This is a genomic window from Streptococcus sp. CF8_St5-11, assembly GCF_024295625.1.
Classification (GTDB): Bacteria; Bacillota; Bacilli; order Lactobacillales; family Streptococcaceae; genus Streptococcus.
In genome coordinates, this window is the sequence record NZ_JANCOJ010000004.1 from 77,735 (window position 1) to 104,187 (window position 26,453).

Annotated in this window: 24 protein-coding genes and 1 pseudogene; 19 read left to right on the forward strand and 6 right to left on the reverse strand. The window is 42.3% G+C overall.

Annotation, left to right across the window (positions count from 1 at the left end):
• Nucleotides 1-80 precede the first annotated feature (80 nt).
• Genes NMM13_RS08495 through NMM13_RS08505 form a run of 3 tightly spaced genes read left to right on the forward strand, consistent with a single transcriptional unit; the run spans nucleotide 81 to nucleotide 3,437 of the window.
• Nucleotides 81-1,517, forward strand: coding sequence for an amino acid permease (locus tag NMM13_RS08495; protein WP_254728454.1), 1,437 nt, complete (start codon nucleotides 81-83; stop codon nucleotides 1,515-1,517).
• Nucleotides 1,518-1,550: 33 nt separating this feature from the next.
• Nucleotides 1,551-2,630 carry an alanine racemase gene (locus NMM13_RS08500; protein ID WP_254728455.1) on the forward strand — a complete coding sequence of 360 codons (1,080 nt, stop codon included), beginning with the start codon at nucleotides 1,551-1,553 and terminating at the stop codon, nucleotides 2,628-2,630.
• A gap of 27 nt (nucleotides 2,631-2,657) precedes the next feature.
• The gene (locus NMM13_RS08505) at nucleotides 2,658-3,437 is read left to right on the forward strand and encodes a dimethylarginine dimethylaminohydrolase family protein (protein ID WP_150905030.1); all 780 of its coding nucleotides are present in this window, start codon (nucleotides 2,658-2,660) and stop codon (nucleotides 3,435-3,437) included.
• Nucleotides 3,438-3,746: 309 nt separating this feature from the next.
• On the opposite strand, the gene NMM13_RS08510 is transcribed toward NMM13_RS08505, so the two are convergent.
• From NMM13_RS08510 to NMM13_RS08530, 5 genes are all read right to left on the reverse strand, one after another.
• Nucleotides 3,747-5,231 carry an RNA-binding domain-containing protein gene (locus NMM13_RS08510; protein ID WP_150905032.1) on the reverse strand — a complete coding sequence of 495 codons (1,485 nt, stop codon included), beginning with the start codon at nucleotides 5,229-5,231 and terminating at the stop codon, nucleotides 3,747-3,749.
• 509 nt (nucleotides 5,232-5,740) lie between these two features.
• On the reverse strand, nucleotides 5,741-5,890 hold the full coding sequence (gene rpmG / locus NMM13_RS08515) for a 50S ribosomal protein L33 (RefSeq protein WP_001265622.1): 150 nt from the start codon (nucleotides 5,888-5,890) through the stop codon (nucleotides 5,741-5,743).
• Nucleotides 5,891-5,905: 15 nt separating this feature from the next.
• A complete protein-coding gene (gene rpmF / locus NMM13_RS08520; RefSeq protein ID WP_003009516.1) occupies nucleotides 5,906-6,088 on the reverse strand; it encodes a 50S ribosomal protein L32 in 183 nt (60 codons plus the stop codon).
• A gap of 150 nt (nucleotides 6,089-6,238) precedes the next feature.
• Nucleotides 6,239-6,439, reverse strand: a complete 201-nt coding sequence (locus NMM13_RS08525; RefSeq protein WP_254728456.1) for a PTS ascorbate transporter subunit IIC — start codon at nucleotides 6,437-6,439, stop codon at nucleotides 6,239-6,241.
• Nucleotides 6,440-6,441: 2 nt separating this feature from the next.
• Nucleotides 6,442-7,464 carry an SPFH domain-containing protein gene (locus tag NMM13_RS08530; RefSeq protein WP_254728457.1) on the reverse strand — a complete coding sequence of 341 codons (1,023 nt, stop codon included), beginning with the start codon at nucleotides 7,462-7,464 and terminating at the stop codon, nucleotides 6,442-6,444.
• Nucleotides 7,465-7,651: 187 nt separating this feature from the next.
• Here NMM13_RS08530 and ilvD point away from each other — a divergent pair, with 187 nt between their 5' ends.
• Complete coding sequence (gene ilvD, locus NMM13_RS08535; protein ID WP_254728458.1) at nucleotides 7,652-9,355, forward strand: dihydroxy-acid dehydratase; 1,704 nt, start codon at nucleotides 7,652-7,654, stop codon at nucleotides 9,353-9,355.
• A gap of 586 nt (nucleotides 9,356-9,941) precedes the next feature.
• Nucleotides 9,942-11,216, forward strand: coding sequence for a solute carrier family 23 protein (locus NMM13_RS08540; protein WP_254728459.1), 1,275 nt, complete (start codon nucleotides 9,942-9,944; stop codon nucleotides 11,214-11,216).
• Nucleotides 11,217-11,379: 163 nt separating this feature from the next.
• On the opposite strand, the gene NMM13_RS08545 is transcribed toward NMM13_RS08540, so the two are convergent.
• Nucleotides 11,380-11,721, reverse strand: a complete 342-nt coding sequence (locus NMM13_RS08545; RefSeq protein WP_254728460.1) for a metal-sulfur cluster assembly factor — start codon at nucleotides 11,719-11,721, stop codon at nucleotides 11,380-11,382.
• A 170-nt stretch (nucleotides 11,722-11,891) separates the two neighbouring features.
• Between NMM13_RS08545 and hisS the strand changes: the two genes are divergently transcribed.
• The 14 genes and pseudogenes from hisS to NMM13_RS08615 all read left to right on the forward strand — a co-directional run bounded on the left by hisS (nucleotide 11,892) and on the right by NMM13_RS08615 (nucleotide 26,232).
• Entirely contained in the window at nucleotides 11,892-13,175 is a 1,284-nt protein-coding gene (hisS, locus tag NMM13_RS08550) for a histidine--tRNA ligase (protein ID WP_070594351.1), read from the forward strand.
• A 180-nt stretch (nucleotides 13,176-13,355) separates the two neighbouring features.
• Nucleotides 13,356-14,840 (forward strand): threonine synthase, encoded by a 1,485-nt coding sequence (gene thrC, locus NMM13_RS08555; protein WP_254728461.1) that lies wholly within the window; start codon nucleotides 13,356-13,358, stop codon nucleotides 14,838-14,840.
• Between the two features lie 50 nt (nucleotides 14,841-14,890).
• A complete protein-coding gene (locus NMM13_RS08560; protein ID WP_254728462.1) occupies nucleotides 14,891-16,171 on the forward strand; it encodes an MATE family efflux transporter in 1,281 nt (426 codons plus the stop codon).
• Nucleotides 16,168-16,797, forward strand: coding sequence for an HAD-IA family hydrolase (locus tag NMM13_RS08565; protein ID WP_254728463.1), 630 nt, complete (start codon nucleotides 16,168-16,170; stop codon nucleotides 16,795-16,797). The genes NMM13_RS08560 and NMM13_RS08565 overlap by 4 nt, the downstream gene beginning before the upstream one ends.
• A 268-nt stretch (nucleotides 16,798-17,065) precedes the next feature.
• On the forward strand, nucleotides 17,066-17,494 hold the full coding sequence (locus NMM13_RS08570; protein WP_254728464.1) for a MarR family winged helix-turn-helix transcriptional regulator: 429 nt from the start codon (nucleotides 17,066-17,068) through the stop codon (nucleotides 17,492-17,494).
• Between the two features lie 15 nt (nucleotides 17,495-17,509).
• The gene (locus tag NMM13_RS08575) at nucleotides 17,510-17,872 is read left to right on the forward strand and encodes a DUF1304 domain-containing protein (protein WP_003009544.1); all 363 of its coding nucleotides are present in this window, start codon (nucleotides 17,510-17,512) and stop codon (nucleotides 17,870-17,872) included.
• A 514-nt stretch (nucleotides 17,873-18,386) separates the two neighbouring features.
• Nucleotides 18,387-19,745: an anthranilate synthase component I gene (gene trpE / locus NMM13_RS08580; protein WP_254728465.1), complete on the forward strand. Its 1,359-nt coding sequence runs from the start codon at nucleotides 18,387-18,389 to the stop codon at nucleotides 19,743-19,745.
• Nucleotides 19,742-20,302, forward strand: a pseudogene (locus NMM13_RS08585) (aminodeoxychorismate/anthranilate synthase component II); the annotation flags it as partial. The gene trpE and the pseudogene NMM13_RS08585, both read left to right, overlap by 4 nt.
• 9 nt (nucleotides 20,303-20,311) lie before the next feature.
• Nucleotides 20,312-21,316 (forward strand): anthranilate phosphoribosyltransferase, encoded by a 1,005-nt coding sequence (gene trpD / locus NMM13_RS08590; protein WP_254728475.1) that lies wholly within the window; start codon nucleotides 20,312-20,314, stop codon nucleotides 21,314-21,316.
• Nucleotides 21,313-22,080: an indole-3-glycerol phosphate synthase TrpC gene (gene trpC / locus NMM13_RS08595; protein WP_254728466.1), complete on the forward strand. Its 768-nt coding sequence runs from the start codon at nucleotides 21,313-21,315 to the stop codon at nucleotides 22,078-22,080. The genes trpD and trpC overlap by 4 nt, the downstream gene beginning before the upstream one ends.
• Nucleotides 22,067-22,654: a phosphoribosylanthranilate isomerase gene (locus NMM13_RS08600; protein ID WP_254728467.1), complete on the forward strand. Its 588-nt coding sequence runs from the start codon at nucleotides 22,067-22,069 to the stop codon at nucleotides 22,652-22,654. The genes trpC and NMM13_RS08600 overlap by 14 nt, the downstream gene beginning before the upstream one ends.
• Nucleotides 22,644-23,849 (forward strand): tryptophan synthase subunit beta, encoded by a 1,206-nt coding sequence (trpB, locus tag NMM13_RS08605; RefSeq protein WP_254734717.1) that lies wholly within the window; start codon nucleotides 22,644-22,646, stop codon nucleotides 23,847-23,849. The genes NMM13_RS08600 and trpB overlap by 11 nt, the downstream gene beginning before the upstream one ends.
• A 1-nt stretch (nucleotide 23,850) precedes the next feature.
• Complete coding sequence (gene trpA / locus NMM13_RS08610; protein ID WP_049498103.1) at nucleotides 23,851-24,627, forward strand: tryptophan synthase subunit alpha; 777 nt, start codon at nucleotides 23,851-23,853, stop codon at nucleotides 24,625-24,627.
• A gap of 141 nt (nucleotides 24,628-24,768) precedes the next feature.
• A complete protein-coding gene (locus NMM13_RS08615; protein ID WP_254728469.1) occupies nucleotides 24,769-26,232 on the forward strand; it encodes an alpha-L-fucosidase in 1,464 nt (487 codons plus the stop codon).
• Nucleotides 26,233-26,453: the final 221 nt, after the last annotated feature.

The window sequence follows — 26,453 nt, forward strand, 5'->3', positions numbered from 1 at the left end:
TATATATGATGGGATAAAGATTTTCTTTTTCCCATCATATTTAAAAAAATAATTTAAATTTTTATGGGGAGGATAGTTATATGACTGAGAAAAATACTGTCCAACAAAATGTTAGTCTACTCGGCTTGGTTGCTTTAACAGTTACTACGGTAATAGGTGCAGGGGTTTTTAATTTACCACGTGATTTAGCAAAATCTGTAGCTCCAGGTCCTGCTTTAATTGCACTAGTATTTGCAAGTATTGCCTTTGCTGTTTTCGTTTACTGTTTGAAATATCTACAAGATCACTATCCAGATTTAGACGCAGGAATTTTTAGTTTTCCAGAACAAGGATTTGGAAAGTTTATTGGATTTTTATCTTGTGTAGGATATTGGCTATCTATTGTTGTAGGTAATATTTCATTAGGAGTACTTTCGGTAAGTTCTCTTGGATATTTTATTCCAATGTTTCGTGGGGGAAATAATATCCCTTCTTTAATTCTGTTATCAGTTATTTTATGGGTCTTCTACTATATATGTGCGTCAGGAGCGAGAAACGCTTCATTAGTTAATACTGTTATTTGGTTTGCAAAAATGATTCCAATTATAGTATTTATTATAGCTTTATTGATGGCATTTAAGGTAGATGTATTTAACTCTGGACTGTGGGAAAACGCTTTTGCTTCAAATGATTTACCTTCATCTATAAATGGTCAAATTGGAACAGCTATGAGTTCAACTATTTGGGTGTATGTTGGTATTGAAGGGGCATTAATCTATTCTGCACGTGCGAAATCGAAATCAGATGCATCAAAAGCAATTGTGATTTCTTATATTGTAATTGCAGTGACGTATCTCTTGCTGACCTTCTTAACCTTTGGAGTACTTTCACAAGTACAAGTTTCAAAAATGGAAGTACCTGCATTAGGTGGCATATTAGAGGCAGTCGTAGGCAAATGGGGAGCAATTCTAATGAACCTAGGTATTGCACTTTCAGCAATGGGATGTTGGTTCGGATGTTGTTTATTTGCTGGTGAAATTTTAGATGTTGCAGCGAAGCATGAAATTGTTCCTAAATTCTTTGGTGTTGAAAATACTGTTGGGCAACCAACAAATTCATTACTGGTATCCACAATTATTCAACAAGCATTTTTCATTACCATCATAATCAATGAATCAATTTATAATGTTATGGCTTTATTTGCTTCAAGTACAATGTTGGTTCCATATTTCACAGTTAGTTTGACTATGATTAAAAAATCAATCAAGTTTGATAACGGTTTTAAATTGAATGCTTTGCTTGGTTGTATTTCAACTATTGCAATGGGATATTTGATGTATTCAACAGGCTGGAAGTATATTATTATTACAGCACTTCTTTTCGCCCCTTGTATGATTGTTTACTATTTGGCTCGTAAAGAAAATAATAAGAAATTCCTCACTAATATCGAAAAAATTATTGCCCTAGTAATAGTAGCCTTGGCAATTATCAGTCTAGTCCTGATTTTTAACGGTACAATTGATTTATCTACCATGTAAAAAATAAATAATAATAGATTTGAGGTGAACAACGTGGGTTATCCAAAGTTTGTTATTGATAAGAAAAAGTTAAAACTTAATGCCAAAAATGTATTAGACATGTGTAATGATATTGGAATTGAGGTTGTTGGTGTAATAAAAGGAATTAACGGACTTGAAGAAATTATTAAGACATTAATAGATGCAGGTTTTAAAACGTTGGCTTCTTCGCGACTATCTCAATTGAAAAGAGTAAAAGAGATTAATCCAAATATTCTTACTTACGACTTACGTATACCAATGCTTAGTGAAGTTGATGAATTAGTTTCTTGTGCAGATATTAGCTTGAATTCTTCGTTAGAGATTTTAAAAGAATTAAACCGGGCTGCTTCAGAGCAAAATAAAATTCATAATGTGATTATTATGACTGAATGTGGTGATTTGCGTGAGGGAATTTTTGACGAAGAGGAATTGCTGAATACAACACGTACTGTTGAACAAGAATTAAAAAATTTACATTTATTAGGCGTTGGAACAAATCTAGGGTGTTATGGCTCAATTATGCCTACCCCAGAAAAAATGATGGAACTGATTTCAAAGGCTGAAAAAGTTAGTAAAGCAATTGGACGTAGGATTGAGGTTGTTTCTGGGGGTGCTTCAACTAGTTTACCTTTAGTTGCAAAGGGATCTATGCCAGAGGGTATCACGCAGCTAAGAGTTGGGGATGCGTTGTATATTAGTGATTTGGATGATTGCTTTGATTATAAGGTATTTCCTGATGAAGATGAAGCATTTACGCTACAGGCGGAAATTGTTGAATTGAAAAACAAACCAAGTCATCCAATTGGTACAATTGCAGTTGATGCATTTGGAAACAAGAAGGAATATGAAGACAAAGGTATTCGTCGCAGAGCTCTGATAGCGGTTGGAAGGCAAGATTTAGGAGATTGTTTACATCTTCGGCCATTAGACTCAAACATTGAAGTAATTGGTGGTAGTAGCGACCATACGATATTAGATATTACTGAAAGCGAACATTGTTACGAATTAGGAGATATTATTAGTTTCCATGTAATGTATGAAAATCTATTGATGTTAAGCCAATCTGAGTATGTTGAAAAAGAATATATTTAGAAGAATATGATTGCTGGAGGAAGTAATATGATAAAATATGAGAATATTATTGCTAGAAAACCATGTAAAGCAATGCTTGAAGGAATTAGTACAGGAATGTTCAGTGACGATAAGCCTATATATGAAAAAGCAATTAGTCAGCACCAAGAATATGTTGATGCAATTGAAAGTTTAGGAGTAAAAGCACTGGTTCTTGAAGCTTTAGAGGAATACCCAGATTCATGTTTTGTTGAAGATCCAGCAGTAGTAATGAAAGAATGTGCAATTATTACTAATTCCCCAAGAGAATCGAGGAACGGTGAAAAATTTGAAATTGAACCTGCTATAAAGAAATTCTACGCTGACGAACAAATCTTTCACATTGAATCCCCAGGAACGATGGAAGGTGGAGATGTAATGCTTGTAGGAAAACATTTCTATGTAGGTTTATCTGATCGTACCAATAAAGAAGGTGCTAAACAATTTGGTGAAATAGTTTCTCAATTCGGTTACACTTCTTCCACAATACCAGTGACAGAAGGTTTGCATTTGAAAGATTTTGTGATTTATCTAGAAAATAACAATATGTTGGTTAGTGCAAAAATGAATGAAGTTCCCGAGTTCAGAGAATTTAATAGATTTGTAGTTCCTAAAGAGGAATTATATGCAATTAATAGTTTGTATATAAATGGCACAGTGTTAGTTCCTGCTGGATACCCAAAAACATTAGAACATATAAAAAATCTAGGTTACCCTGTAAAAGTCGTTAATACAGACGAATTTAAGAAAATCGATGGTAGTTTAACCTGTTTATCTTTGCGTTTCTAATTTGTTTAGTTACCCTCAAGAATAAAAAGATTATTTTAAAATACTATTGAGAGTAATTTTCCATTACTTACAGCAAAAGAAACACTCTAATTCACATTCTGATATGAGACCTCTTAAGTAGACATGGTAAATACCCAAAATCTATTTAAGAGGTCTTATTATGGATTCCATATTTCCTATGGTAGTTTTACTCACTACAGAAATTATAGAGCCCAAAAATGCAGGCTTGTTAAGTCTGCATTTTAGATTCTGAAAATTTTGGAAAAGTAAGATAAAGGATAAACATTAGTTTTTGAACAGGTTTAATGTTTAATACATAGTCATGAAATCTCCAAGATTTTTGATTTGTTGTTTAATAATATGGTATTGTTCGGTTGAACTTTTGGGGAGAACATATCTTGTAGAGCGTCCCTTACCTTCTATCTCAATATACTTTTTATTTTGTAGAGATTTCAGGTTTTCTCTAAATTTATATTCGGTCATTAAAGAATTTTCGAGGACATCATTTTTAGTAATGCTACCATTTTTTATGATATATTCAAGTATTATCTTTTCATTATCTGATATGTCTGAATAAGAAGATAATAAATCTACTTTCCAGATTGTAACAACAGTACTATCAAAGGTAGTGCTTACTTCAGGAATTTTTAGTTTATATTTTTCGGAAATATCAAAAATTTTCGGTCCGCCTGACCCAGCTTTTTCTGACATCCCAATTCTACGGAATAATGAAGAGATTGTACTGTTTCGCGTTTTGGAAGTTCCGCCATGTATAAATTCAGGAATAGAAATTTTCATCTTACCTGGATTTTTAAATTCATAGAAGTCTTGATAAGCCGTAATAACTATAGGAGAATCAAAATCATAGTAAGCATGCATTAAGCAATTTACTAAAGCTTCACGTATAGATTCAGATAGGTCTTTCTTGAATGGTAAACGATGAGCAGATTCGTTATTAAACTCAAATCTATCATTTGTTGTAGTAGTTAATTTCTTATATGCTAAATTGAAAAAGTCGAACATGTTTAAATCAGGGTACATCATATCACCTGTTGAAATTCTATCGTTCCACCTAGTTGAAAGAGAGGTATCTTTTTCAAAATAGTCTAGTTGAAATTTTGGATAACGAGAAATGATAGAGTTATACTTTCCAAAGAATATCAGTCCTCCTGCGGTTAATTTATATGTATTATTTGTTCTATCTTTTTTAAATACACCAATTTCGATTAGAAAATCTCTCAAAGAAATGCTATTATATTTTGTGTTTCCAGTAAGTTCAATTAATAACTTTTTGTAATGTTCTATTGTATCTAAATTTAGGTCGTTTTCATCAAAATTATTAAGTAACTCACTATCAATATCATCATGAGAACTCGTCATCAGATACTTGAGCTCTTCTTTGTCAAGTCGAACATCACCTTCACCTAATCTTTTATATGATTCACGATAATCATTTTTTAGATGAACAGGTTTTTGGTCAGGGTTGGCTTCTCTTACAGTGACTACTATGAGTTGTTTATCTTTGTTTGGAATGTCAATGTATTCAATGTCATTATCAGTAAGTAGATTACAACTAACTTTTTGTTTGTTTGCAACCAAAGCAAATAAATTGTTTCGTATTTTTTGAGGATTATTGACTCCTTGGTAGGGGTCGATATTTTTTTCATCTATTCCGAGAATTATTTTTCCGCCATTGGTATTTGCAAATGCTGAGTAGGTTTCCCAGAAAGATTTTGGTAGACTATTTTCAGCTTTTTTGTATTCTAAATCAACCCCTTCAAAAATTAAGTTCATTTTTTCCCTTTCCTAAAATACAATATTTCTTAAAGTTTTTTACGATTATCACGCGAAAAAATAAATTTGATAGATAACTACTAATCCTTGATTTCATAGTCTTTCTAAGATGTCATCTTAAACCGTCGTGCGAAAATCACGCGAAAATCACGCGAATATTTTCCATCAAAATTCGATTTAAAAGCTTGTAGGACTTTTAATTGTGAAAGATAAAACAGGCAGATTTAATTGGAACTTTTTGATGGAATTTTTAAAGCACTATTGCGTGAATATATAATTCACTCTATTATAACACAATGATAAGAATAAATAGATGTCGGAGTATACATAGGAAAAAGAGAAACCTTATCGTGAAGTTTCTCTTGCTTTTAATTGTCCGAATCTTTATTTTTATTTCAAAAAAAGTAGTGAAAAAGGTAGTGATTCGGTTGGTTTTTAGTGCAATAGTTCGCATTTGGCAAAAAGAAAAAAGTCGTTGAAATTGATTTTCAACGACTTTTTAAACTCAATTATTTAACTTCTGTAAACACGACGTGTTTGCGAAGTTTTGGTGAGTATTTCTTCAATTGAAGACGGTCTGGAGTGTTACGTTTGTTTTTAGAAGTAAGGTACAAGCGTTCACCAGATTCTTTGTGTTCAAGTGTAATATTTACGCGCATGGTATCTCCCTTCTATTATTCAGCTGATGCAGCTTTAGCGATCTTACGTCCTTTGTAGTATCCTTTAAGTGATACACGGTGTGAACGTGAGTAATCTCCAGTTGCTTCGTCAAAGTTTACAGATGGAGCTGTTACTTTGTAGTGCGTACGACGTTTGTTTTTCTTCGCTTTTGATGTGCGACGTGCAGGTACTGCCATTTCGTTTTTCTCCTTTTAAGATATAAATTCAATTAGGTTTGATTTTCATCAACTTTAACAGTATAACAAAACTTTTTTGTAAAGTAAAGTTACTTGACAAAAAATTGTTAAAAAAATCTCCCGCCCCATCAAATGGAACAGGAGTTCTCCTTAAAGGTCTATTTCAAATGGCTCATCAATCGTTTCCGAAACGTATTTGCCATCCTTTTTTCGTTGTTTGACACATTCTGTCAGCAGGTACTCGATCTGCCCATTGACCGATCGAAAGTCATCTTCTGCCCATGATGCGATAGCAGCATATAACTTGGCTGACAATCTAAGTGGAATCTGTTTTTTCTTTTGGTCAGTCATTCTTAATAGAGACTTCCCGTATTAACAATTGGTTGTGCATCATGATTGCCACAGAGAACGACAAGAAGGTTCGAAACCATGGCAGCCTTCCGTTCTTCGTCTAGCTCTACAATCTCTCCTTCGCTCAGGCGTTCAAGGGCCATTTCAACCATCCCAACTGCTCCGTCGACAATCATCTTCCGCGCATCGATAATGGCAGAAGCTTGTTGGCGTTGAAGCATGACAGCTGCGATTTCTGGAGCATAGACCAAGTAGGTAATACGAGCTTCTAGAATTTCGAGTCCAGCATCTTTTACACGTGCTTGAATCTCTTCTCGAATACGACTGGCCACAATTTCACTGGAGCCTCTTAGGCTACCCTCATCTGCCTGGCCGTCTCCTGTCGTATCGACATTAGGAGCTACATCATAAGGATAGATACGGACAATATTACGAAGAGCACTATCACACTGCAATGAGAGATATTCTTTGTAGTTATCCACATTGAAGACTGCTTTAGCCGTATCCACTACACGCCAAGTGACTGCAATACCGATTTCTACAGGATTTCCCAAACAGTCATTAATCTTCTGACGAGAGTTGTTCAAGGTCATCACTTTTAAGGAAATATTTTTTTTACCTGTCTCGATAGAAATATTGTTACCTTCTGCTGTTTTACGGACAGACATGGGTGACTTGGTGGTGACATCACCACTTTGGCCCAAGCGGGTGTTATTGGCAGGATTGACAGCGACACAGAAGGGGTTGACAAAGTAAATACCCGCTTCTCGAATGGTTCCAATATAGTTCCCAAACAAGGTCAAAACCAAGGCCTCTTGCGGTTTAATGATTTTGATCCCCGCATAGCACACCAGACTAGCAATAAAGAGAAAAATACAGGTAATAACTGCAATCGCAAGTGGAAAACCTTCTGGTAGACTAGCAATCGCACTAATAAATGCTAAAACTAAGACGAGATCCCCAACTAGCAAGCCTATAAGGGTAGCTAAGCCGTTTTTCTTTTGGGTTAAAATTTTTTCTTCCATGGGACGAACCCTTCTTTCTTTGTGATATCTAAATGATATCACTTTGCTAACAAAAGTCAAGATATAACTGTAAATTATTTTAGCAAGAAAGCGAGCAAGCTGAATTGTCTGAAAATTCAAGAATTTTCTTCTGTCGTTGGGCCTTCTTTTATGCTATAATGGTAAAAAATGAAACGAGAGGAATGACATGACAGAATTAGACAAACGCCATCGTAGTAGTGTCTACGATAGCATGGTAAAATCTCCCAACCGTGCCATGCTTCGCGCGACGGGAATGACCGATGAAAGTTTTGAGAAACCGATTGTTGGAGTGATTTCGACATGGGCGGAAAATACCCCTTGTAACATCCACCTTCACGATTTTGGAAAATTGGCTAAAGAAGGTGTGAAAGATGCAGGTGCTTGGCCAGTCCAATTTGGGACCATTACGGTTGCGGACGGGATTGCTATGGGGACTCCTGGTATGCGCTTCTCCCTAACATCTCGCGATATCATTGCGGATTCTATCGAAGCAGCGATGGGTGGTCACAACGTTGATGCTTTTGTAGCCATCGGGGGCTGTGATAAGAACATGCCTGGTTCGATGATTGCCATTGCCAATATGGATATCCCAGCGATCTTTGCCTACGGTGGGACTATTGCCCCAGGGAATCTTGATGGAAAAGATATCGACCTGGTTTCGGTTTTCGAAGGAATTGGGAAATGGAATCACGGCGATATGACGGCTGAAGAGGTGAAGCAACTGGAATGCAACGCCTGCCCTGGCCCTGGTGGCTGTGGTGGGATGTATACGGCCAATACCATGGCGACAGCGATCGAGGTCCTTGGGTTGAGCTTACCAGGTTCCTCTTCTCACCCTGCTGAATCAGCGGATAAGAAGGCCGATATCGAAGAAGCGGGTCGTGCAGTTGTGAAAATGCTTGAAATGGGACTCAAGCCATCTGACATCTTGACCCGTGAAGCCTTTGAAGATGCGATTACAGTGACCATGGCGCTTGGTGGTTCTACTAATGCGACCCTTCACTTGCTTGCGATCGCTCACGCAGCTAATGTGGACTTGACGCTGGAAGACTTCAACGATTTCCAAGAGCGTGTGCCTCACTTGGCAGACCTGAAACCTTCAGGGAAATACGTCTTCCAAGACCTTTACAATGTCGGTGGTGTGCCAGCCGTCATGAAATACCTTCTTAAGAATGGTTTCCTTCACGGAGATCGCATCACATGTACTGGTAAAACGGTGGCTGAGAACTTAGAAGCCTTCGCTGATTTGACACCAGGTCAAAAAGTTATCATGCCACTTGAAAATCCAAAACGTGCGGATGGTCCATTGATCATCTTGAAAGGGAACTTGGCTCCAGAAGGGGCGGTTGCCAAAGTATCAGGTGTGAAAGTTCGTAACATCACGGGCCCTGCTAAGGTCTTTGACTCAGAAGAGGCTGCCATTGAAGCCGTTCTTTCGGATGAAATTGTGGATGGCGACGTTGTCGTTGTCCGTTTCGTAGGTCCTAAGGGTGGTCCTGGTATGCCGGAAATGCTGTCCTTGTCATCTATGATCGTTGGGAAAGGCCAAGGAGACAAGGTGGCCCTCTTGACAGACGGACGATTCTCTGGTGGTACTTATGGTCTCGTTGTTGGACACATCGCGCCTGAAGCTCAGGTCGGCGGTCCAATCGCCTACCTCCGCACAGGAGATCTGGTAACGGTTGACCAAGATACCAAAGAAATCACCATGCACGTTTCAGACGAAGAATTGGCGAAACGCAAGGCAGAAACAACCTTGCCACCACTGTATAGCCGTGGGGTTCTGGGTAAATATGCTCACATCGTTTCTTCAGCCTCACGTGGTGCTGTAACCGACTTCTGGAATATGGAACAGTCTGGTAAACAGTAATTGGATGGACGACTTTGTCCAAAGAGAGAGTGGGACAGAAATCGGTAATTCGTTAGAATTCGATTTCGTCGTTCCACCTCCGCACAGTTGAGTAGGGCTGTAAAAGCTGATGGGATCAGCGTAGTAGAGCCCACTCAACCACTGCGTCTTGCTCGACAATTCAAAAATAATTGAGAGGCTAGGACTTTTGTCCCAGCCTCTTTTTTGTCTCAGAGTGGCTATTTTCAACCCTGTCGCTGAAGCGTATGAATATTACTTTTGGGGGGATTTGAGTGTATCATCTGTCATTTTTCTTGTAAATCCGTCTATAATTTGCTATAATTGTGACTAATCGAATCAATCCTTTAATACTGTCCAGAGAGGCAGGCAAGGAGCTATGGAAATGAAAGGCCTGGGAAGACCAGCCTATATTTTGTGTATCTCCTTGTTGTGGGGGATTTTTTTGTATATTGAAAAGTGGTTTGATAAAAAAGAAATCGTCGATGATGGAAGCAGGGAGTGTATCCTTAAGATTTGGTCATCGAAGGTAGACGTTTTTGTTCAGCCATAGCTTGTCGCATCTTAATTTTAGGAGGTTTTTACGATCGTGAATGACGTTAAATATGATGTGAATGATATGCCAAAACCTGGTTTATTGGTTGGTTTATCTTTCCAGCATTTGTTTGCCATGTTTGGGGCGACAGTGCTGGTGCCGATTTTGGTTGGGATTGATCCTGCCATTGCTTTGTTCTCATCTGGTTTGGGGACCTTGGCTCACTTGACCGTGACCAAGTATAAGATTCCTGCTTACATGGGGTCTAGTTTTGCTTATATTGCTGCTATGCAGATGTTGATGAAGACTGATGGAATCGCAGCAGTTGCCCAAGGTGCTATGGCGGGTGGCTTGGTCTACTTGTTTGTAGCTCTGATTGTTAAGCATGCGGGGAAAGACTGGATTAATAAGGTCCTTCCACCAATCGTGGTTGGCCCCATTATCATGGTAATTGGTTTGAGTCTTGCGGCGAATGCAGTCACTGATGCGACAACCTTAAATAAAAGCTATAGCGGTTATGCTCTATTGATTTCGATGGTGACCCTCTTTGCGGTTATCCTCTTTAACATGTATGGCAAGAAGATTGTCGGTGTCGTCCCAATTTTACTTGGATTAATTGTGGGCTATATTTTCTCAGTGGCTCTTGGTTTGCTGACAGGACATAGTTTTGTCAATTTCTCAGAGGTAAGTGCGGCGCATTGGCTTCAAGTTCCAAACTTTGACATTCCATTTGTGGATTATAGCTTTAAACTCTATCCAAGTGCGATTTTGACCATGGCTCCGATTGCCTTTGTGACCATGACGGAACATTTTGGTCATCTCATGGTTTTAAATAGTTTGACGGAGCGTGATTATTTCAAGGATCCAGGGCTAGACCATACGCTTACTGGTGATGGCTTGGCACAGATTATTGCTGGATTCTTTGGAGCTCCTCCAGTAACTTCTTATGGGGAAAACATTGGGGTGATGGCCCTTAGTAAGGTCTACTCAGTTTACGTTATTTCAGGCGCAGCAGTGATTGCGGTTGTCATGAGCTTTATTGGGAAGCTATCAGCACTCTTGCACTCTATTCCAACTCCTGTATTGGGAGGTTTGTCTATTGCCCTCTTTGGGGTTATCGCTGCTAGTGGTTTGAAAATTTTAGTTGAACATAAGATTGATTTTGATAATAAAAAGAATCTCTTGATTGCAAGTGTGATCTTGGTATCAGGGATCGGTGGTTTGATGATTGACCTCGGTGGTCTTCAAATCACTGGTGTCGCAACGTCAACCATTCTTGGGATTGTGTTGTATCAAATCCTTCCAGAACCAAAAGCTGATGAGGCTTAGTCCATTCTGGTGTTGAAAAAGTTTTAATGGATTCAATCATCATAAAAAACGAGGAACAGACTCTGATGGCAGAGCTGGTGTTCCTCGTTTTTTTATTGTGGATTGGATTTCCAAAGAGGCATTCCTTCATTAGTTGACTGCATTTTTAAAAAGGCAATGCTTATTATCGTGGCGGAAGGCCAAGGGCGATGCGCCCGTATCGGCTGATTCGTGTAATTTTCCAAGCGGGTGACCAAGTCACTTCAACCTTGACATCTTCGATCCCCTCAATTTCTTTTAGGCGAGCGACGATTTCGATCGGAAGGCTCTCAGCACAGCTACAAGCCGTATCGGTGAAGGTCATGACCACCTTGCAAGTACCGGCTTCATCTAGATGGATCTCGTAGATCAGTCCTAGGTTATAGATATCTAACTCAACATCGGTATCAAATACAAGCTCCAATTTTTCGATTAACGACTTCTCTAGTGCGAGGGCGCGGTCATTGATTTTGATATCCTCTCTCATCGCAAGATCCTTTCAGTGTAGTATGGCTTCCATTTTCTCATAATTCGGCTGATAAGGCAAGAAGAGAACGATGATTTAAACGTGTGGGACAAAGGAAATGCGGTCCAGCCTCCATTTCTCTTCGAATTTGTGGTAAAATAGAGGCAAAAGTAAGACAAAGGATGAAGGCTATGAAATTACAAAAACCAAAAGGGACCCAGGATATCCTTCCTGGCGATTCAGCGAAATGGCAATATGTAGAAGGCTTTGCACGCAAGGTCTTTGCGCGATACAATTATGATGAAATCCGCACACCGATCTTCGAACATTATGAAGTCATCAGCCGTTCAGTAGGGGATACGACGGATATCGTTACCAAAGAAATGTATGACTTCTATGACAAGGGAGATCGTCATATCACGCTTCGTCCAGAAGGAACAGCTCCTGTTGTCCGCTCCTATGTAGAAAATAAACTCTTTGCGCCTGAGGTACAAAAACCAAGTAAGTTCTATTACATAGGCCCAATGTTCCGCTATGAACGTCCTCAAGCAGGACGTTTGCGTCAATTCCACCAAATTGGGGTAGAATGCTTTGGATCGAGCAATCCTGCAACGGATGTCGAAACCATTGCCATGGCAGCGCAATTCCTGAAAGAATTAGGGATTGACAATGTAACCTTGCACTTGAACACCTTGGGAAGCCCTGCCAGTCGTCAGGCTTATCGTCAAGCCTTGATTGATTATCTCTTGCCAATGAAGGATCAATTGTCAAAGGACAGCCAACGTCGTTTAGAAGAAAATCCGCTTCGTGTCTTGGATTCAAAAGAAAAAGAAGACAAGGCGGCGGTTGAACAGGCTCCTTCCATCCTAGACTATCTAGACGAAGAAAGCCAAGCTCATTTTGATGCGGTTCGTCGGATGTTAGAAGACTTGGGGGTGGCCTACGTCATCGATACCAATATGGTGCGTGGCTTGGATTACTACAACCACACGATTTTTGAGTTCATTACAGAAATTGAAGGCAATGAATTGACAGTCTGTGCGGGTGGTCGCTATGATGGTTTGGTGGAATACTTCGGTGGTCCTGCGACAGCTGGTTTTGGATTTGGTATCGGTGTGGAACGGATCCTTCTCGTTCTTGAAAAGAAAGGCATTGAATTACCGATCGAAACAGGATTAGATGCTTATATTGCCGTTCTAGGAGATGAGGCCAATGAAGCAGCGCTTAGCTTGGTTCAAGCCCTTCGAATCCAAGGTTTCAAGGCAGAACGTGACTATCTTGGGCGTAAGCTCAAGGCACAATTTAAGTCAGCAGATGTCTTTGCGGCCAAAGCCTTGATTACCTTAGGAAGTAGTGAAGTTGAGAGCGGTCAAGTTACTGTGAAAAATAACCAAACTCGTCAAGAAGTAACGGTAGCTCTTGAAAGCTTGAAGAAAGACTTCCCTTCTGTTTTAGCAGAGTTGGGATTGGCTTGATCAAGTCTTGCAGACACCTGAAAAACAGATTCGCATGGGAGTAGGGGCAAAATCGTTGCGCCTGCTCTCTTTTATCTAGCTTCTGTTTGCCGACCTTTGCCAAGATTTGGCGAAAAGCCGTTAAATTTTCTGACATTTATGATATAATGAGAAGATAACAAGTAAAGGAATGAATCAGTCATGACATTAGTTTACCAATCAACACGAGATGAAAAAAATACTGTAACAGCTAGTCAAGCCATCCTTCAAGGATTGGCGACAGATGGCGGTTTGTTTACTCCGGTCTCTTATCCTCAAGTGGAGCTGGATTTTGATACCCTCAAAGACGCGTCTTACCAAGAAGTGGCTAAGCTTGTTTTGTCAGCTTTTTTGGATGACTTTACAGCAGAAGAGTTGGACTACTGTATTACCAACGCCTATGATAGCAAGTTTGATACACCAGTCATTGCGCCTCTTGTCAAACTCGATGGCCAATACAACTTGGAACTTTTCCACGGTTCAACCATTGCCTTTAAAGATATGGCTTTGTCGATCTTGCCTTACTTTATGACGACAGCTGCCAAGAAGCACGGTCTGGAAAACAAGATTGTCATCTTAACCGCGACTTCTGGAGATACTGGGAAAGCTGCCATGGCAGGATTTGCGGATGTTCCAGGTACTGAAATTATCGTCTTTTATCCAAAAGACGGTGTCAGCAAGGTACAAGAGTTGCAAATGACCACTCAGACTGGGGACAATACTCATGTGATCGCTATCGATGGAAACTTTGACGATGCCCAAACGAATGTCAAACATATGTTCAACGATGTTGAACTACGTGAAAAATTGGCAGCCAACAAGTTACAATTTTCATCAGCTAACTCTATGAATATCGGCCGTTTGGTACCTCAAATTGTTTATTACGTATATGCCTACGCGCAATTGGTGAAGACAGGTCAAATCACAGCTGGAGAAAAAGTCAACTTCACTGTTCCAACAGGGAACTTTGGAAATATCTTGGCAGCTTTCTATGCCAAACAAATCGGTCTTCCAGTTGGAAAATTGATCTGTGCGTCAAATGAAAACAATGTCTTGACAGACTTCTTCAAAACACATGTCTATGATAAGAAACGTGAGTTCAAGGTGACCACCAGTCCATCGATGGATATCTTGGTCTCTTCAAACTTGGAACGCTTGATCTTCCACTTGGTAGGCAATGATGCTACAAAGACCAAAGAGTTGATGGAAAGCCTCGTTGCAACAGGTCAATACCAATTGTCCAACTTTGATGAAGAAATCTTAGATTTGTTTGCGGCTGCATACGCAGATGAAGCAGAAACTGCTGCAGAGATCAAGCGGGTCTATGAAGCGTCTGATTACATCGAAGACCCTCATACAGCTGTAGCATCAGCCGTTTATCAAAAATACCTTAGCCAAACAGGGGATGCTGCTAAAACAGTCATTGCCTCTACAGCCAGTCCTTATAAATTCCCAGTTGTAGCAGTAGAAGCGGTGACAGGCGAGACAGGTCTAGGTGATTTCGAAGCCTTGGCTAAATTACACACACTCTCAGGTGTTCCTGTGCCACCGGCTGTAGACGGCCTTGAAACTGCACCGGTTCGCCATCGTACAAGCGTGGCAGCCAAAGACATGCAAGCAGCCGTAGAAGACTACTTGGGACTTTAATTCTCTGTATTAGAAAGATCAAAAGAGCCGTTTGGCTCTTTTATATACGCATGAATTCATACAAAAAAATCTTAAATATCGCTCTTCCTGCCATGGGTGAAAATTTCTTACAAATGCTGATGGGCATGGTGGACTCTTATTTAGTGGCTCACCTGGGCTTGATTGCCATTTCAGGTGTTTCCGTCGCAGGGAATATCATCACGATCTATCAAGCCATCTTTTTGGCACTGGGTGCGGCAGTTGCCAGTGTCATGTCCAAAAGCTTGGGTGAAAAAAATAAAGAAACCATTGCCTACCATGCGACAGAGTCACTGAAGGTGACCTTGTTGTTGAGTGCTCTCCTAGGAGGGGCTTCGCTGTTATTTGGACGCCAGATGATTTCGCTGTTGGGGACTGAAGCTGCAGTAGCCGAAAGCGGGGGGATTTACCTTTCCTTGGTTGGCGGGACCATAGTTCTCTTAGGATTGATGACGACCTTGGGCTCCTTGGTTCGGGTGGCCAACAATCCACGTCTTCCTATGTATGTGAGCCTGTTGACCAATCTATTAAACGCTCTGTTCTCCTCTGTAGCCATTTTCCTTTTTGGTTGGGGCATTGTTGGTGCAGCTTTGGGGACAGTGCTGGCCCGTCTGGTGGGCGTCATCCTCTTGTGGCAAAAGGTCCAGCTACCCTTTGCCCCCCTTGGTTGGGGATTGGATCGTAAGCTCTTGAACTTAGCGCTTCCAGCTGCCGGGGAGCGGCTGATGATGCGAGCTGGAGATGTGGTGATCATTGCGATCGTGGTTGCTTTTGGGACCGAGGCAGTCGCAGGAAATGCCATCGGAGAGACCTTGACCCAGTTTAACTATATGCCTGTATTTGGAGTGGCCACAGCGACGGTCATGCTCGTGGCACGGAGCCTAGGTGAAGGTGATCTTGAGCAGATTGCTCGCCTTCGAAAGCAGTCTTACTGGCTGTCCTTTGTCTTAATGTTACCTATTGCCTTGGGAATCTTTTTTGGGGGCACCCTTCTGACCCATCTCTACACCCAAGATACAAAAGCAGTAGAAGCTAGTTTATCGGTTGTCCTCTTTTCTTTGTTGGGAACGCCGTTTACGGCAGGGACAGTCATCTATACAGCTGTTTGGCAAGGCTTGGGAAATGGGAAGCTTCCATTTTATGCGACGACGATTGGCATGTGGGTCATTCGAATTGGAGCCGGTTATCTGCTTGGAGTAACCCTTGGCTTTGGCCTTCCAGGGGTCTGGACGGGGACGCTGCTCGACAATGGCTTCCGTTGGCTATTTTTGAGTCAGCTATATAGACGAAAAGTAGGAGAGAAGAAAAAATGACAAAACGAGCCTTTATTTGGGATTTGGATGGGACCTTGCTAGATTCCTATGATGCTATTCTGGCAGGTCTTGAGGAGACCTATGCAACTTATCAGCTTCCCTTTGACCGAGCCAGCATTAAAGATTTCATCTTGAAGCATTCGGTTCAAGATCTTTTAGTAGCCGTGGCGGAGGAGTATCATCTGGATGTAACTGACTTGAATCGTCGCCGAGCAGAAAGTCTAGCAGAGAAAAATGCCCAGGTCCTTCTGATGGATGGGGCGCGTGATGTCCTGTCCTGGGCGAAGGATGCTGGAATTGAGCAGTTTGTCTATACCCATAAGGGAGAGAATGCCTTGGTCATCCTGCGGGACTTGGGCTTGGAATCTTTTTTTACAGAGATTTTGACCAGTCAAAGTGGTTTTGCCCGCAAGCCTGACCCAGAAGCTGCCAGGTATCTGATGGAGAAGTACGGGGTGGAGCCAGAAAATACCTACTATATTGGGGATCGGAGCCTGGATATTGACTTTGCAAGAAATAGCCAGATTCAGAGTATCAATTTTTTGACGTCTGACTATCAAGGCAATCATCAGATGAACACCTTACTAGATATTCCAGGTATTTTAAACGCTGAAAAGAATCTGTAAAGAATTTGTTTTCATTTTGAAATAAAGTCGTAAGCTTTCTTTAAGAAATGTCCGCTATAATAGAAGCATAAACAAAGACCTCCTAACTTTGTTTAGAAAAATCCTAAAACTTTTCTTTTTCATAATAATCTCCCTAAGAGTCGCCAAATCAGGCGGCTTTTTTTGTGCGCAAGAATAGTGCAAGCTCTTTTTCTTGCAAGAGGATATAAAATGTTTTATAATTGATTAGTCAATTATTGATTTATCAAAAATAATACGGAGAAGGAATATGGCAGAAATGAATGATTTGCTCTACCAACTACGCTTGGCGGATCAATCAACTACGCAACTCTTTGAAAAGCGCCTAGGGATTAGCTTAACACGTTATCAAATTTTGCAGGATTTATTAGAACAAGCGCCTTGCAATCAGATCGCGGTTCAGGAACGCTTGCAGATTGATCCAGCGGCTTTAACCCGGCATTTCAAAATATTAGAAAAGGAAGGATTTGTCCATCGGAGTCGAAATCCAAAGAATCAGCGGGAAATCTTAATTCATTTGACGGATACGGCCTATAATCGTTTGGTCAAACATCCTCCTCGCCATCATGTGGCGGTGAAAGAACAGATGAGTCGGATTTTGACCACTCAAGAACAAGAGCAATTTTCTTACCTGCTGGACAAATTAGTATCTGGCATTGAACAAATAACAGTTGAATAAAAAGGAGAATCTACGATGTCATTACTGACGATTATTTTAGCGAGTCTTGCTGCACTGGAGCATTTATATATTTTTTATTTGGAGAGCATCAGAACCACATCTGATACCACAAGTCGGGTTTTCAACATGGATAAAGAAGAACTCGCTCGCCCATCTGTGACCTCTTTATTTAAGAATCAAGGGATATACAATGCCTTGATTGGTGTGTTCCTCTTGTATGGATTGTTTGTCTCTAAAAATAGTGAAGTTGTTACGATTTTTGTGCTCTTTATTATTGGAGCTGCGGCCTACGGTGCGATGACAGCCAATAAAAAGATTATCTTGACCCAAGGTGGTCCTGCAATTTTAGCTTTATTGAGTATCCTATTGTTGGGATAAAAAGGACGGGCCGCTAGGGCTCTTTGAGCTGATTTTATTAAATAAGTGTAGAAAAAAGTATAAAAAAAGACTAAAAATTTTATTGACTTTCTAAGAAAAAGGGTTATAATGGTAGCAACAGAAAAGTAATGAGTCAGCTATTTTCAGGGAGCTTGTGGGAATTGTGAACAAGCAATAGCGACTGATGAAAATTGGACTGTTATGATTAATGAATTCTAACCCATGTGAATTCGGTTGGCACCCCTTACCGTGCAACTCCTTGATAGAGGAGATAGAGATGTAGGGAAAGACCAGCTATTTTTCCCTATAAAAGAGGTGGTACCGCGGACACTACGCCCTCACACAGTTTTTGTGTGAGGGCTTTTCTATGTGCCTTAGCAAGCGAAGCGAGCTTAGGCACATTGATCCCAAAGCGAGAATTGAGCGATGGGATACCCTTGATCGCCTTAGCAAGAAAAACATGGGTCGGCTGAATTCATTAGAATAAAAGAGTTCTAAAAGAGAGGTTTCTGATATGAAAAAAGTTTTATCTGCTGATGTGTTGAGTCCAATTTTGGCTTATATGCGTTTGGATGCGCCCCAAAAAATGATCTTGGAGTCGATCCCTCGTGAAAAAGAGAATGCGCGTTTTTCAATTGTAGCCTATCGGCCGGTCAGTGAAGTCAAGTTTGAAAATGGTGTCCTCTATTACAATGATCAAATTATCGAAGAGGATCCTTTGGACTTTTTGAATCGCATCACGGTCAAAACGAAAACTTCTGAAGAGCTTCCTTTTAACGGTGGGGCGATTGGATTTGTCGGCTATGACTTGATTGGTCTCTATGAGAACATTGGTTCCATTCCTGAAGATACGATCGGCACACCAGATCTTCACTTTTTCTTATATGAAAGCTATGTGATTTTTGACCACAAAAAGGAAAAGGTCTATGTGGTGGAAGAGAACCTCTATAGTGGGCGAAGTGAAGCAGAGCAAGCGTCGAGCTTGGAGCAAGTATTAGCACAATTGGCAAGACCTGCAAAGGAAGAGTTTCAGGACAAGGACCTGCATGCGCTTCATTTCCACAATCATTTGGAGCAAAAAGAGTTTGAGGAAATGGTGGCCTTAGCCCGGGACTATATTCGAAAAGGAGATATGTTCCAATGCGTGCTCAGTCAACGTTTTTCAGCTGATTTTTCAGGAAAACCGCTAGATTATTACCGCAATTTGCGCGTGACCAATCCTTCGAATTATCTCTACTTTTATGATTTTGGGGAGTACCAAATTATCGGTGCCAGTCCAGAAAGTCTGGTGTCGGTCAAGGATCGAGTGGTGACAACCAATCCCATTGCGGGCACACGTCCCAGAGGGATCGATGAAGAGGCTGATCGGCAATTGGCAGCTGATTTGGCAGGGGATCCAAAAGAAGTTGCAGAACACCGGATGTTGGTGGATCTAGGGCGAAACGATATTGGTCGTATTGCTCAAAATGGTTCAGTTGAAGTGACCAAATATATGGAAGTGGAATTCTTCCGTTATGTCATGCACCTGACGAGTGTAGTCAAGGGTCAATTGCTTCCTGGACTAGCCTCCATTGAGGCTCTGAAGGCGACTCTTCCAGCTGGGACCGTTTCGGGTGCTCCCAAGATTCGAGCCATGAAGCGAATCTATGAGGCAGAAAAAGAGAAACGCGGGGTCTATGCGGGGGCTATTGGCTATCTCTCTGTGACGGGGGATCTCGATTTTGCTATTGCGATTCGAACCATGATCCTTAAAAATAAGAAGGCTTATGTGCAGGCCGGAGCAGGAATCGTTTATGATTCGATCGCTGAAAATGAATACCAAGAAACCGTCAATAAGGCAAAATCGATGACAAGGATTGGAGAAGAAGGATGATTTTATTAGTCGATAATTACGATTCATTTACTTACAATTTAGCACAGTATATCGGAAAATTTGATGAGGTCCAAGTGCTTCGAAATGATGATCCGGATCTGTACCAAGTTGCCCAAGAAGCAGATGCCTTGGTCTTTTCTCCAGGTCCAGGTTGGCCAAAGGATGCGGGCAAGATGGAGGACATGATCCGAGATTTCGCAGGGGTCAAACCAATCTTGGGGATTTGCTTGGGACATCAAGCGATTGCGGAAGTTTTTGGAGGGCGCTTGGGATTGGCGCCACAGGTCATGCATGGCAAACAAAGCCAGATCCAGCTAGAAGCTCCCTCTCCTCTATACGCGGGTGTCGCAAAAGAAGTCCCAGTCATGCGCTATCATTCGCTGACGATTGAAGCCATGCCAGAGGATTTTGTCATTACCTCTCGGACGACGGATGATCAAGCGATTATGGGAATTCAACACCGCAGCTTACCGATTTATGGTTTTCAATACCATCCAGAAAGTATCGGGACGCCAGATGGTATCAATACCATCGAAAATTTTGTCAAATTAGTCAAGGAGCGGAAGATGAAACAAGTGCTTGCAAAAGTGGCGGAAGGAATGGATCTAACCAGCGCAGAATTAGAAGCAGCCATGGAGGAAGTTGTCGCTGGTCGTGCTTCAGAAGCACAGGTGACGGCCCTTCTTCTAGGTCTCAAAATGAAGGGGGAAACGGTTGAAGAGCGGACGGCTATTGCAAAAGTGATGCAGGCCTATGCGATCGCTATTCCTACAGGAGTTCAAGGAGCAATGGACAATTGTGGAACGGGGGGCGATCGTTCTTATAGTTTCAATATTTCAACAACAGCTGCCTTTGTTCTCGCTGGTGGTGGTGTCAAGATGGCGAAACACGGGAATCGCTCGATCTCTTCTAATTCCGGTTCTGCTGATGTCCTAGAAGCTCTAGGGATTAACCTTGATTTGGGTCCAGAAGATTTAGGACGAGTGTTTGAAAAAGCGGGCATTGTCTTTCTATTTGCCAAAAATCTGCATCCTGGCATGCGCTATATTATGCCAGCTCGCTTGGCGCTAGGAGTTCCAACGGTGATGAATTTGACCGGTCCTCTCATTAATCCGATTCCTCTAGAAACACAGCTATTGGGAACCAGTCGTCTGGATATGCTGGAAAGTACGGCAGAGATTCTAAAGAATTTGGGTCGGAAACGCGCAGTGGTGGTGAGTGGCCCACAAGGTTTGGACGAGGCAGGCCTTGATGGAGAAACCCAGCTCGCTATTTTGGAAAATGGACAGGTTACCTTATCCAGCTTTCAACCAGAAGATATGGGAATGGAGCGCATCGAAATTGATCAAGTACGTGGTGGAGACGCTAAACGCAATGCAGAAATTTTGCTCAGTGTCTTGAAGAATGAAGCGAGTCCCTTCTTAGAGGTGACTGTCTTGAATGCTGGCCTTGGTTTTTATGCCAACGGCAAAGTAGATTCTATCAAGGAGGGGATTGCCTTGGCACGTGAAGTGATTGCCAGTGGGGCCGCCCTTGAGAAATTGAGATTATTACAGGAGTATCAAAAATGAGTCAAGAATTCTTGCCAAAGATTCTAAAGGAAAAGGCGCGTGAAGTGGCTGTGATGAAAGAAGAGGAGCTCCAACCTTTGCGCGAGACCTACCGCCTGTATGATTACCTAAAGAGTCATCCAGAAAAGCTTCAGGTCATTGCGGAAGTGAAAAAGGCCAGCCCGAGTCTGGGAGATATTCATGTTGATGTGGATATCGTCGCGCAGGCTAAGACTTACGAAGAAAATGGGGCCGTGATGATTTCTGTCTTGACCGATGAAGTGTTTTTCAAGGGCAGTATCGAGTATCTCCGGGAAATATCTAGTCAGGTGCGTATCCCCACCCTCAACAAAGATTTCGTTGTGGATGAAAAGCAAATAATTCGGGCGCGAAACGCAGGGGCGACCGTGATCTTGTTGATAGTTGCAGCCTTACCAGAGGCTCGTCTGAAGGAGCTCTATGAGTTTGCGACCCATCTTGGCCTGGAGGTCTTGGTGGAGACCCATAATCTGACAGAACTAGAGATCGCTCACCGGATTGGGGCTCAGACCATAGGGGTCAATAATCGCAACTTGGTGACCTTTGAGACAGATCTTCATACTAGCCTGGAATTGGCGACAAGCTTTGAACAAGAACCGGTTTACATCTCGGAGTCTGCTATTTTCACAGCAGCAGATGCGCGTATGCTGGCTCCTTATTTTAATGGCATTCTCGTTGGGACAGCCCTCATGAAGGCAGACAATGTGGCTGAAAAAGTAAAGGAGTTGCAGATTGACAAAGGTTAAAATTTGCGGATTGTCCACTCCAGAAGCCGTGCAGACGGCTGTTGAAGCCGGTGCGGACTACATTGGTTTTGTCTTTGCACCAAGCAAACGGCAAGTCACGTTGGAACAAGCTCGGCAGTTGGCTACAGGGATTCCAAAGGGGGTTCAAAAAGTCGGTGTTTTTGTATCACCACAAAGAGAAGAAGTGGAGCAAGCTTGCCAAGTTGTGGGCTTGGACCTGATACAAGTGCATGGGCCGATGGATGAAACCATCTTGCAAGAGTTTCCCCAACAAACGATTCGCGCTGTTCAAGTGGGGAAAGATACAGCTCTTTCTGAGACCAGTGGCGATTATCTGCTCTTTGATGCTCCTGTAGCAGGAAGTGGGCAGACTTTTGACTGGCAAAAGCTCGAAACCCAAAATTTCACAAAGCCCTTCTTTATTGCAGGAGGCTTGACGGAAGACAATGTAGCAGATGCCATTCGCTTCTTTAATCCTTATGCGGTGGATGTATCCAGTGGGGTCGAGACAAATGGAAAAAAAGATCAAGAAAAAATAAAACGATTTATAGAAAGGGTCAAGCATGGCATATAAACAACCAGATAAAAACGGATTTTACGGGCGGTTCGGGGGACGATTTGTCCCTGAAACCTTGATGACAGCAGTTTTAGAATTAGAAGAAGCCTACAGAGAAAGTCAAAAAGATCCTTCTTTTCAAGCAGAATTGGATCAGCTTCTGAAACAATATGTCGGTCGGGAAACACCGCTCTATTACGCTAAAAATCTTACCAAGTACGTCGGTGGAGCCAAGATCTTTCTTAAAAGAGAAGACCTCAACCACACAGGGGCTCATAAAATTAATAATGCCCTAGGACAAGTTTTATTGGCACATCGGATGGGCAAAAAGAAGATCATCGCAGAAACAGGGGCCGGACAGCACGGTGTTGCAACGGCAACGGCAGCTGCTTTATTTGATATGGAATGTACCATCTACATGGGGGAAGAAGATGTCAAACGCCAAGCCCTCAATGTCTTTCGGATGGAGTTATTGGGCGCCAAGGTTCAATCAGTAACAGATGGGTCACGTGTTCTCAAGGATGCGGTCAATGCTGCCCTTAGAGCCTGGGTAGCAAATGTGGAGGATACCCACTATATCATGGGTTCTGCTCTAGGACCTCACCCATTCCCAGAAATTGTCCGTAATTTTCAAAGTGTCATTGGCCGAGAAGCCAAACGCCAATTTGCAGAGCAAAATGACGGTGCGCTGCCAGATGCCGTCCTAGCCTGTGTAGGAGGCGGATCGAACGCTATTGGGCTCTTTTATCCTTTTGTTGAGGATACCTCTGTTGCCATGTATGGGGCAGAGGCTGCTGGGCTTGGAGTGGATACAGACCAGCATGCAGCAACCTTGACCAAGGGACGTCCGGGAGTCCTTCACGGTGCCTTGATGGATGTTTTACAGGATGCCCATGGACAGATTTTAGAAGCCTTCTCGATTTCAGCAGGTCTCGATTATCCAGGAATTGGGCCAGAGCATTCTTATTTCCATGACATCAAGCGGGCAACCTATGTGCCTGTGACAGACCAGGAAGCGCTAGAAGCCTTTCAATTGCTTTCAAAAGTGGAAGGAATCATTCCGGCCCTGGAATCTAGCCACGCTATCGCCTATGCGGTGAAGTTGGCCAAGGAGATGGGGCCTGAAAAATCTATGATCGTTTGCTTGTCAGGTCGTGGGGATAAAGATGTGGTACAAGTCAAAGACCGCCTAGAACAAGAGAGAGGAGAGTAAGATGGGAAAGACCTTAACAGAGCGTTTACAAAAGCTGAAAGACCAGCAGCAAGGGATCTTTGTTCCTTATATCATGGCAGGAGATCATGAAAAAGGCTTGGCAGGTTTGCAGGAAACCATCCAATTTTTGGAGGAGCTTGGTGTCTCAGCTATTGAGGTTGGCATTCCTTTTTCAGATCCGGTGGCAGATGGTCCTGTGATTGAAGAGGCGGGACTACGAAGTTTAGCCCATGGGACGACGACAGAGGAACTGGTGCAAACGATCCAGCACTTAGAGACAAGTGTTCCTTTGGTCATCATGACCTATTTCAACCCCTTGTTCCAATATGGGCTCGAAAACTTCTTTAGAGATGTAGAAGGAACAGCGGTTAAGGGAGTGATTATTCCCGATCTTCCTCATGAGCATGCGGATCTGGTAGAGCCTCTATTAGCGGATAAAGACATCGCCTTGGTGCCACTAGTGAGCCTAACCACAGGAATCGAGCGCCAAAAGAAATTGATCCAAGATGCAGAAGGATTTATCTATGCCGTTGCTGTCAATGGAGTGACGGGGAAAGCTGGTAGCTATCGAGATGACTTGGATCACCACTTGGCCCAATTACACGAAATAGCGTCCATTCCTGTTTTAACAGGTTTTGGAGTTTCCAGCATGGAGGATGTTCACCGTTTCAACAAGGTCTCGGATGGAGTGATTGTGGGGTCCAAAATCGTTAAGGCTCTCCACCAAGGAGAGACAGACGCCATTGCTCGTTTTATTTCTCAAGCAGTGAAGGGCTAGACGCTTCATTTCATTCATCATCAGCTTGATTCTCCTAGATCAAGCTCTTTGTCTACTATTTTAAACATTCCCCTCGTTGGTCTTTACAAACGAGGCTTTCTCGTTACAATAGAGGTAGTAACAAGAAAAGAGGAGAAGAGAATGATAAGCCTTGAAGAGATTGATCAAGTTGTCCAGTCAGGTCCTTTTGAACCCACCTGGGACTCTCTTAGCCATCAAGTCTGTCCAGATTGGTATCGAGATGCCAAATTTGGAATGTTTATCCACTGGGGTGTCTACAGTGTACCTGCTTTCGGTTCGGAATGGTATTCGCGAAATATGTATATCCAAGGGAATCCTTGTTATGACTATCATCGAGAGCATTTTGGAGACCAGGCCGGCTTTGGCTACAAGGATCTCATTCCTCTTTTTACAGCCGATCGCTTTGATCCGGCATCTTGGCTAGATCTCTTTCAAAAAGCGGGAGCCCAGTATCTTTTTCCAGTTGCGGAGCACCACGATGGTTTTCAGATGTATGCCTCTACTCTCTCGCCTTATAATAGTTTAGAAATGGGGCCGAGACGAGATGTCTTAGGAGAGCTGAGGGAGGAAGCAGAAAAACGTGGCCTGCACTTCTGTACGTCCTCTCACCGGGCAGAACACCAGTTTTTCTTTTCACATGGCAAGAAATTCACTAGTGACATTCCGAAAGAAGTCCCAAGAGACAGCCTTTATTGGCCGGCGGAGCCAGAACCCAAGGATCATTTTGATCTGACTTCCAAGCCTTATCCAAGCAAAGAATTCTTGGAAGATTGGCTTTTGCGAACCTGTGAACTGGTGCGGGACTACCAACCAGAGCTCCTATATTTTGACTGGTGGATCCAGCATGAGAGTTTCCGTCCCTACTTGATGCGCTTTTTGGCTTATTATTACAATCTAGTAGCACAAGAGGATCGCAAGGTGGCTGTTTGTTACAAACAGGATGCCCTCCCTTTCGGTTCAGGAATCGTTGAGATGGAGCGGGGAGGATACGGAGAGACGCAAGCCTTTCCGTGGCAAATGGATACCGCGATCGCCCGTAATTCTTGGTGCTATACCCAGGATCTAGCCTACAAGACCAGTAAGGAATTGCTACAAAATTTAGTCGATGTTGTGGCCAAAAATGGCAATCTTCTGCTCAATATTGGACCCAAGGCAGACGGCACGATCCCTGAGCAAGACCAAGACATCCTCACAGAGATCGGGGACTGGCTGGCGGTAAATGGAGAAGCCATTTATCAGAGTCGGCCTTGGCGGGTGTCATCGGACGGACCGACCGAGGCCCAGGAAGGTTCCTTCTCAGATGGAGAAGCGCCACTCTATACCAGCCAAGATTTTCGCTATACCATGCGTGATGGTTTTCTTTATGCCATCCAGCTGGAACCAAGTGGAAGGACGGAAGAGTTGACCTTGTCGTCTCTCGCCTATGATCTCAAGCAACCGAGAATTCTTCATGCGCGCATTCAAAAGCTAGAGCTCCTTGGAGAAAGCCAGCCCCTTTCTTGGAGCCAAGATGAGACAGGGCTCCATCTTCAGTTACCAGCTTGTAGGAAAAAACAACCGCGTGTTTTGCGCCTCAGCTTTTAGTTTTCTTGAAGCTTTCTATAAGGAATCGTTTAGGTTTCTCTTGTATACTGTACTCATCCAATAAGAAATGAGGTACAGAAAATGAAAATCTCAGTTAATTATCCAAAACGCTTTAAGAAATTGCCACAACAAGGTTCTTGTTACGGCGAATAAACACTTCTCTTCATTTTTCATAAGAAACTCCTAAAGAAGGCTCTACCCGAAAGGGTAGAGTTTTTATG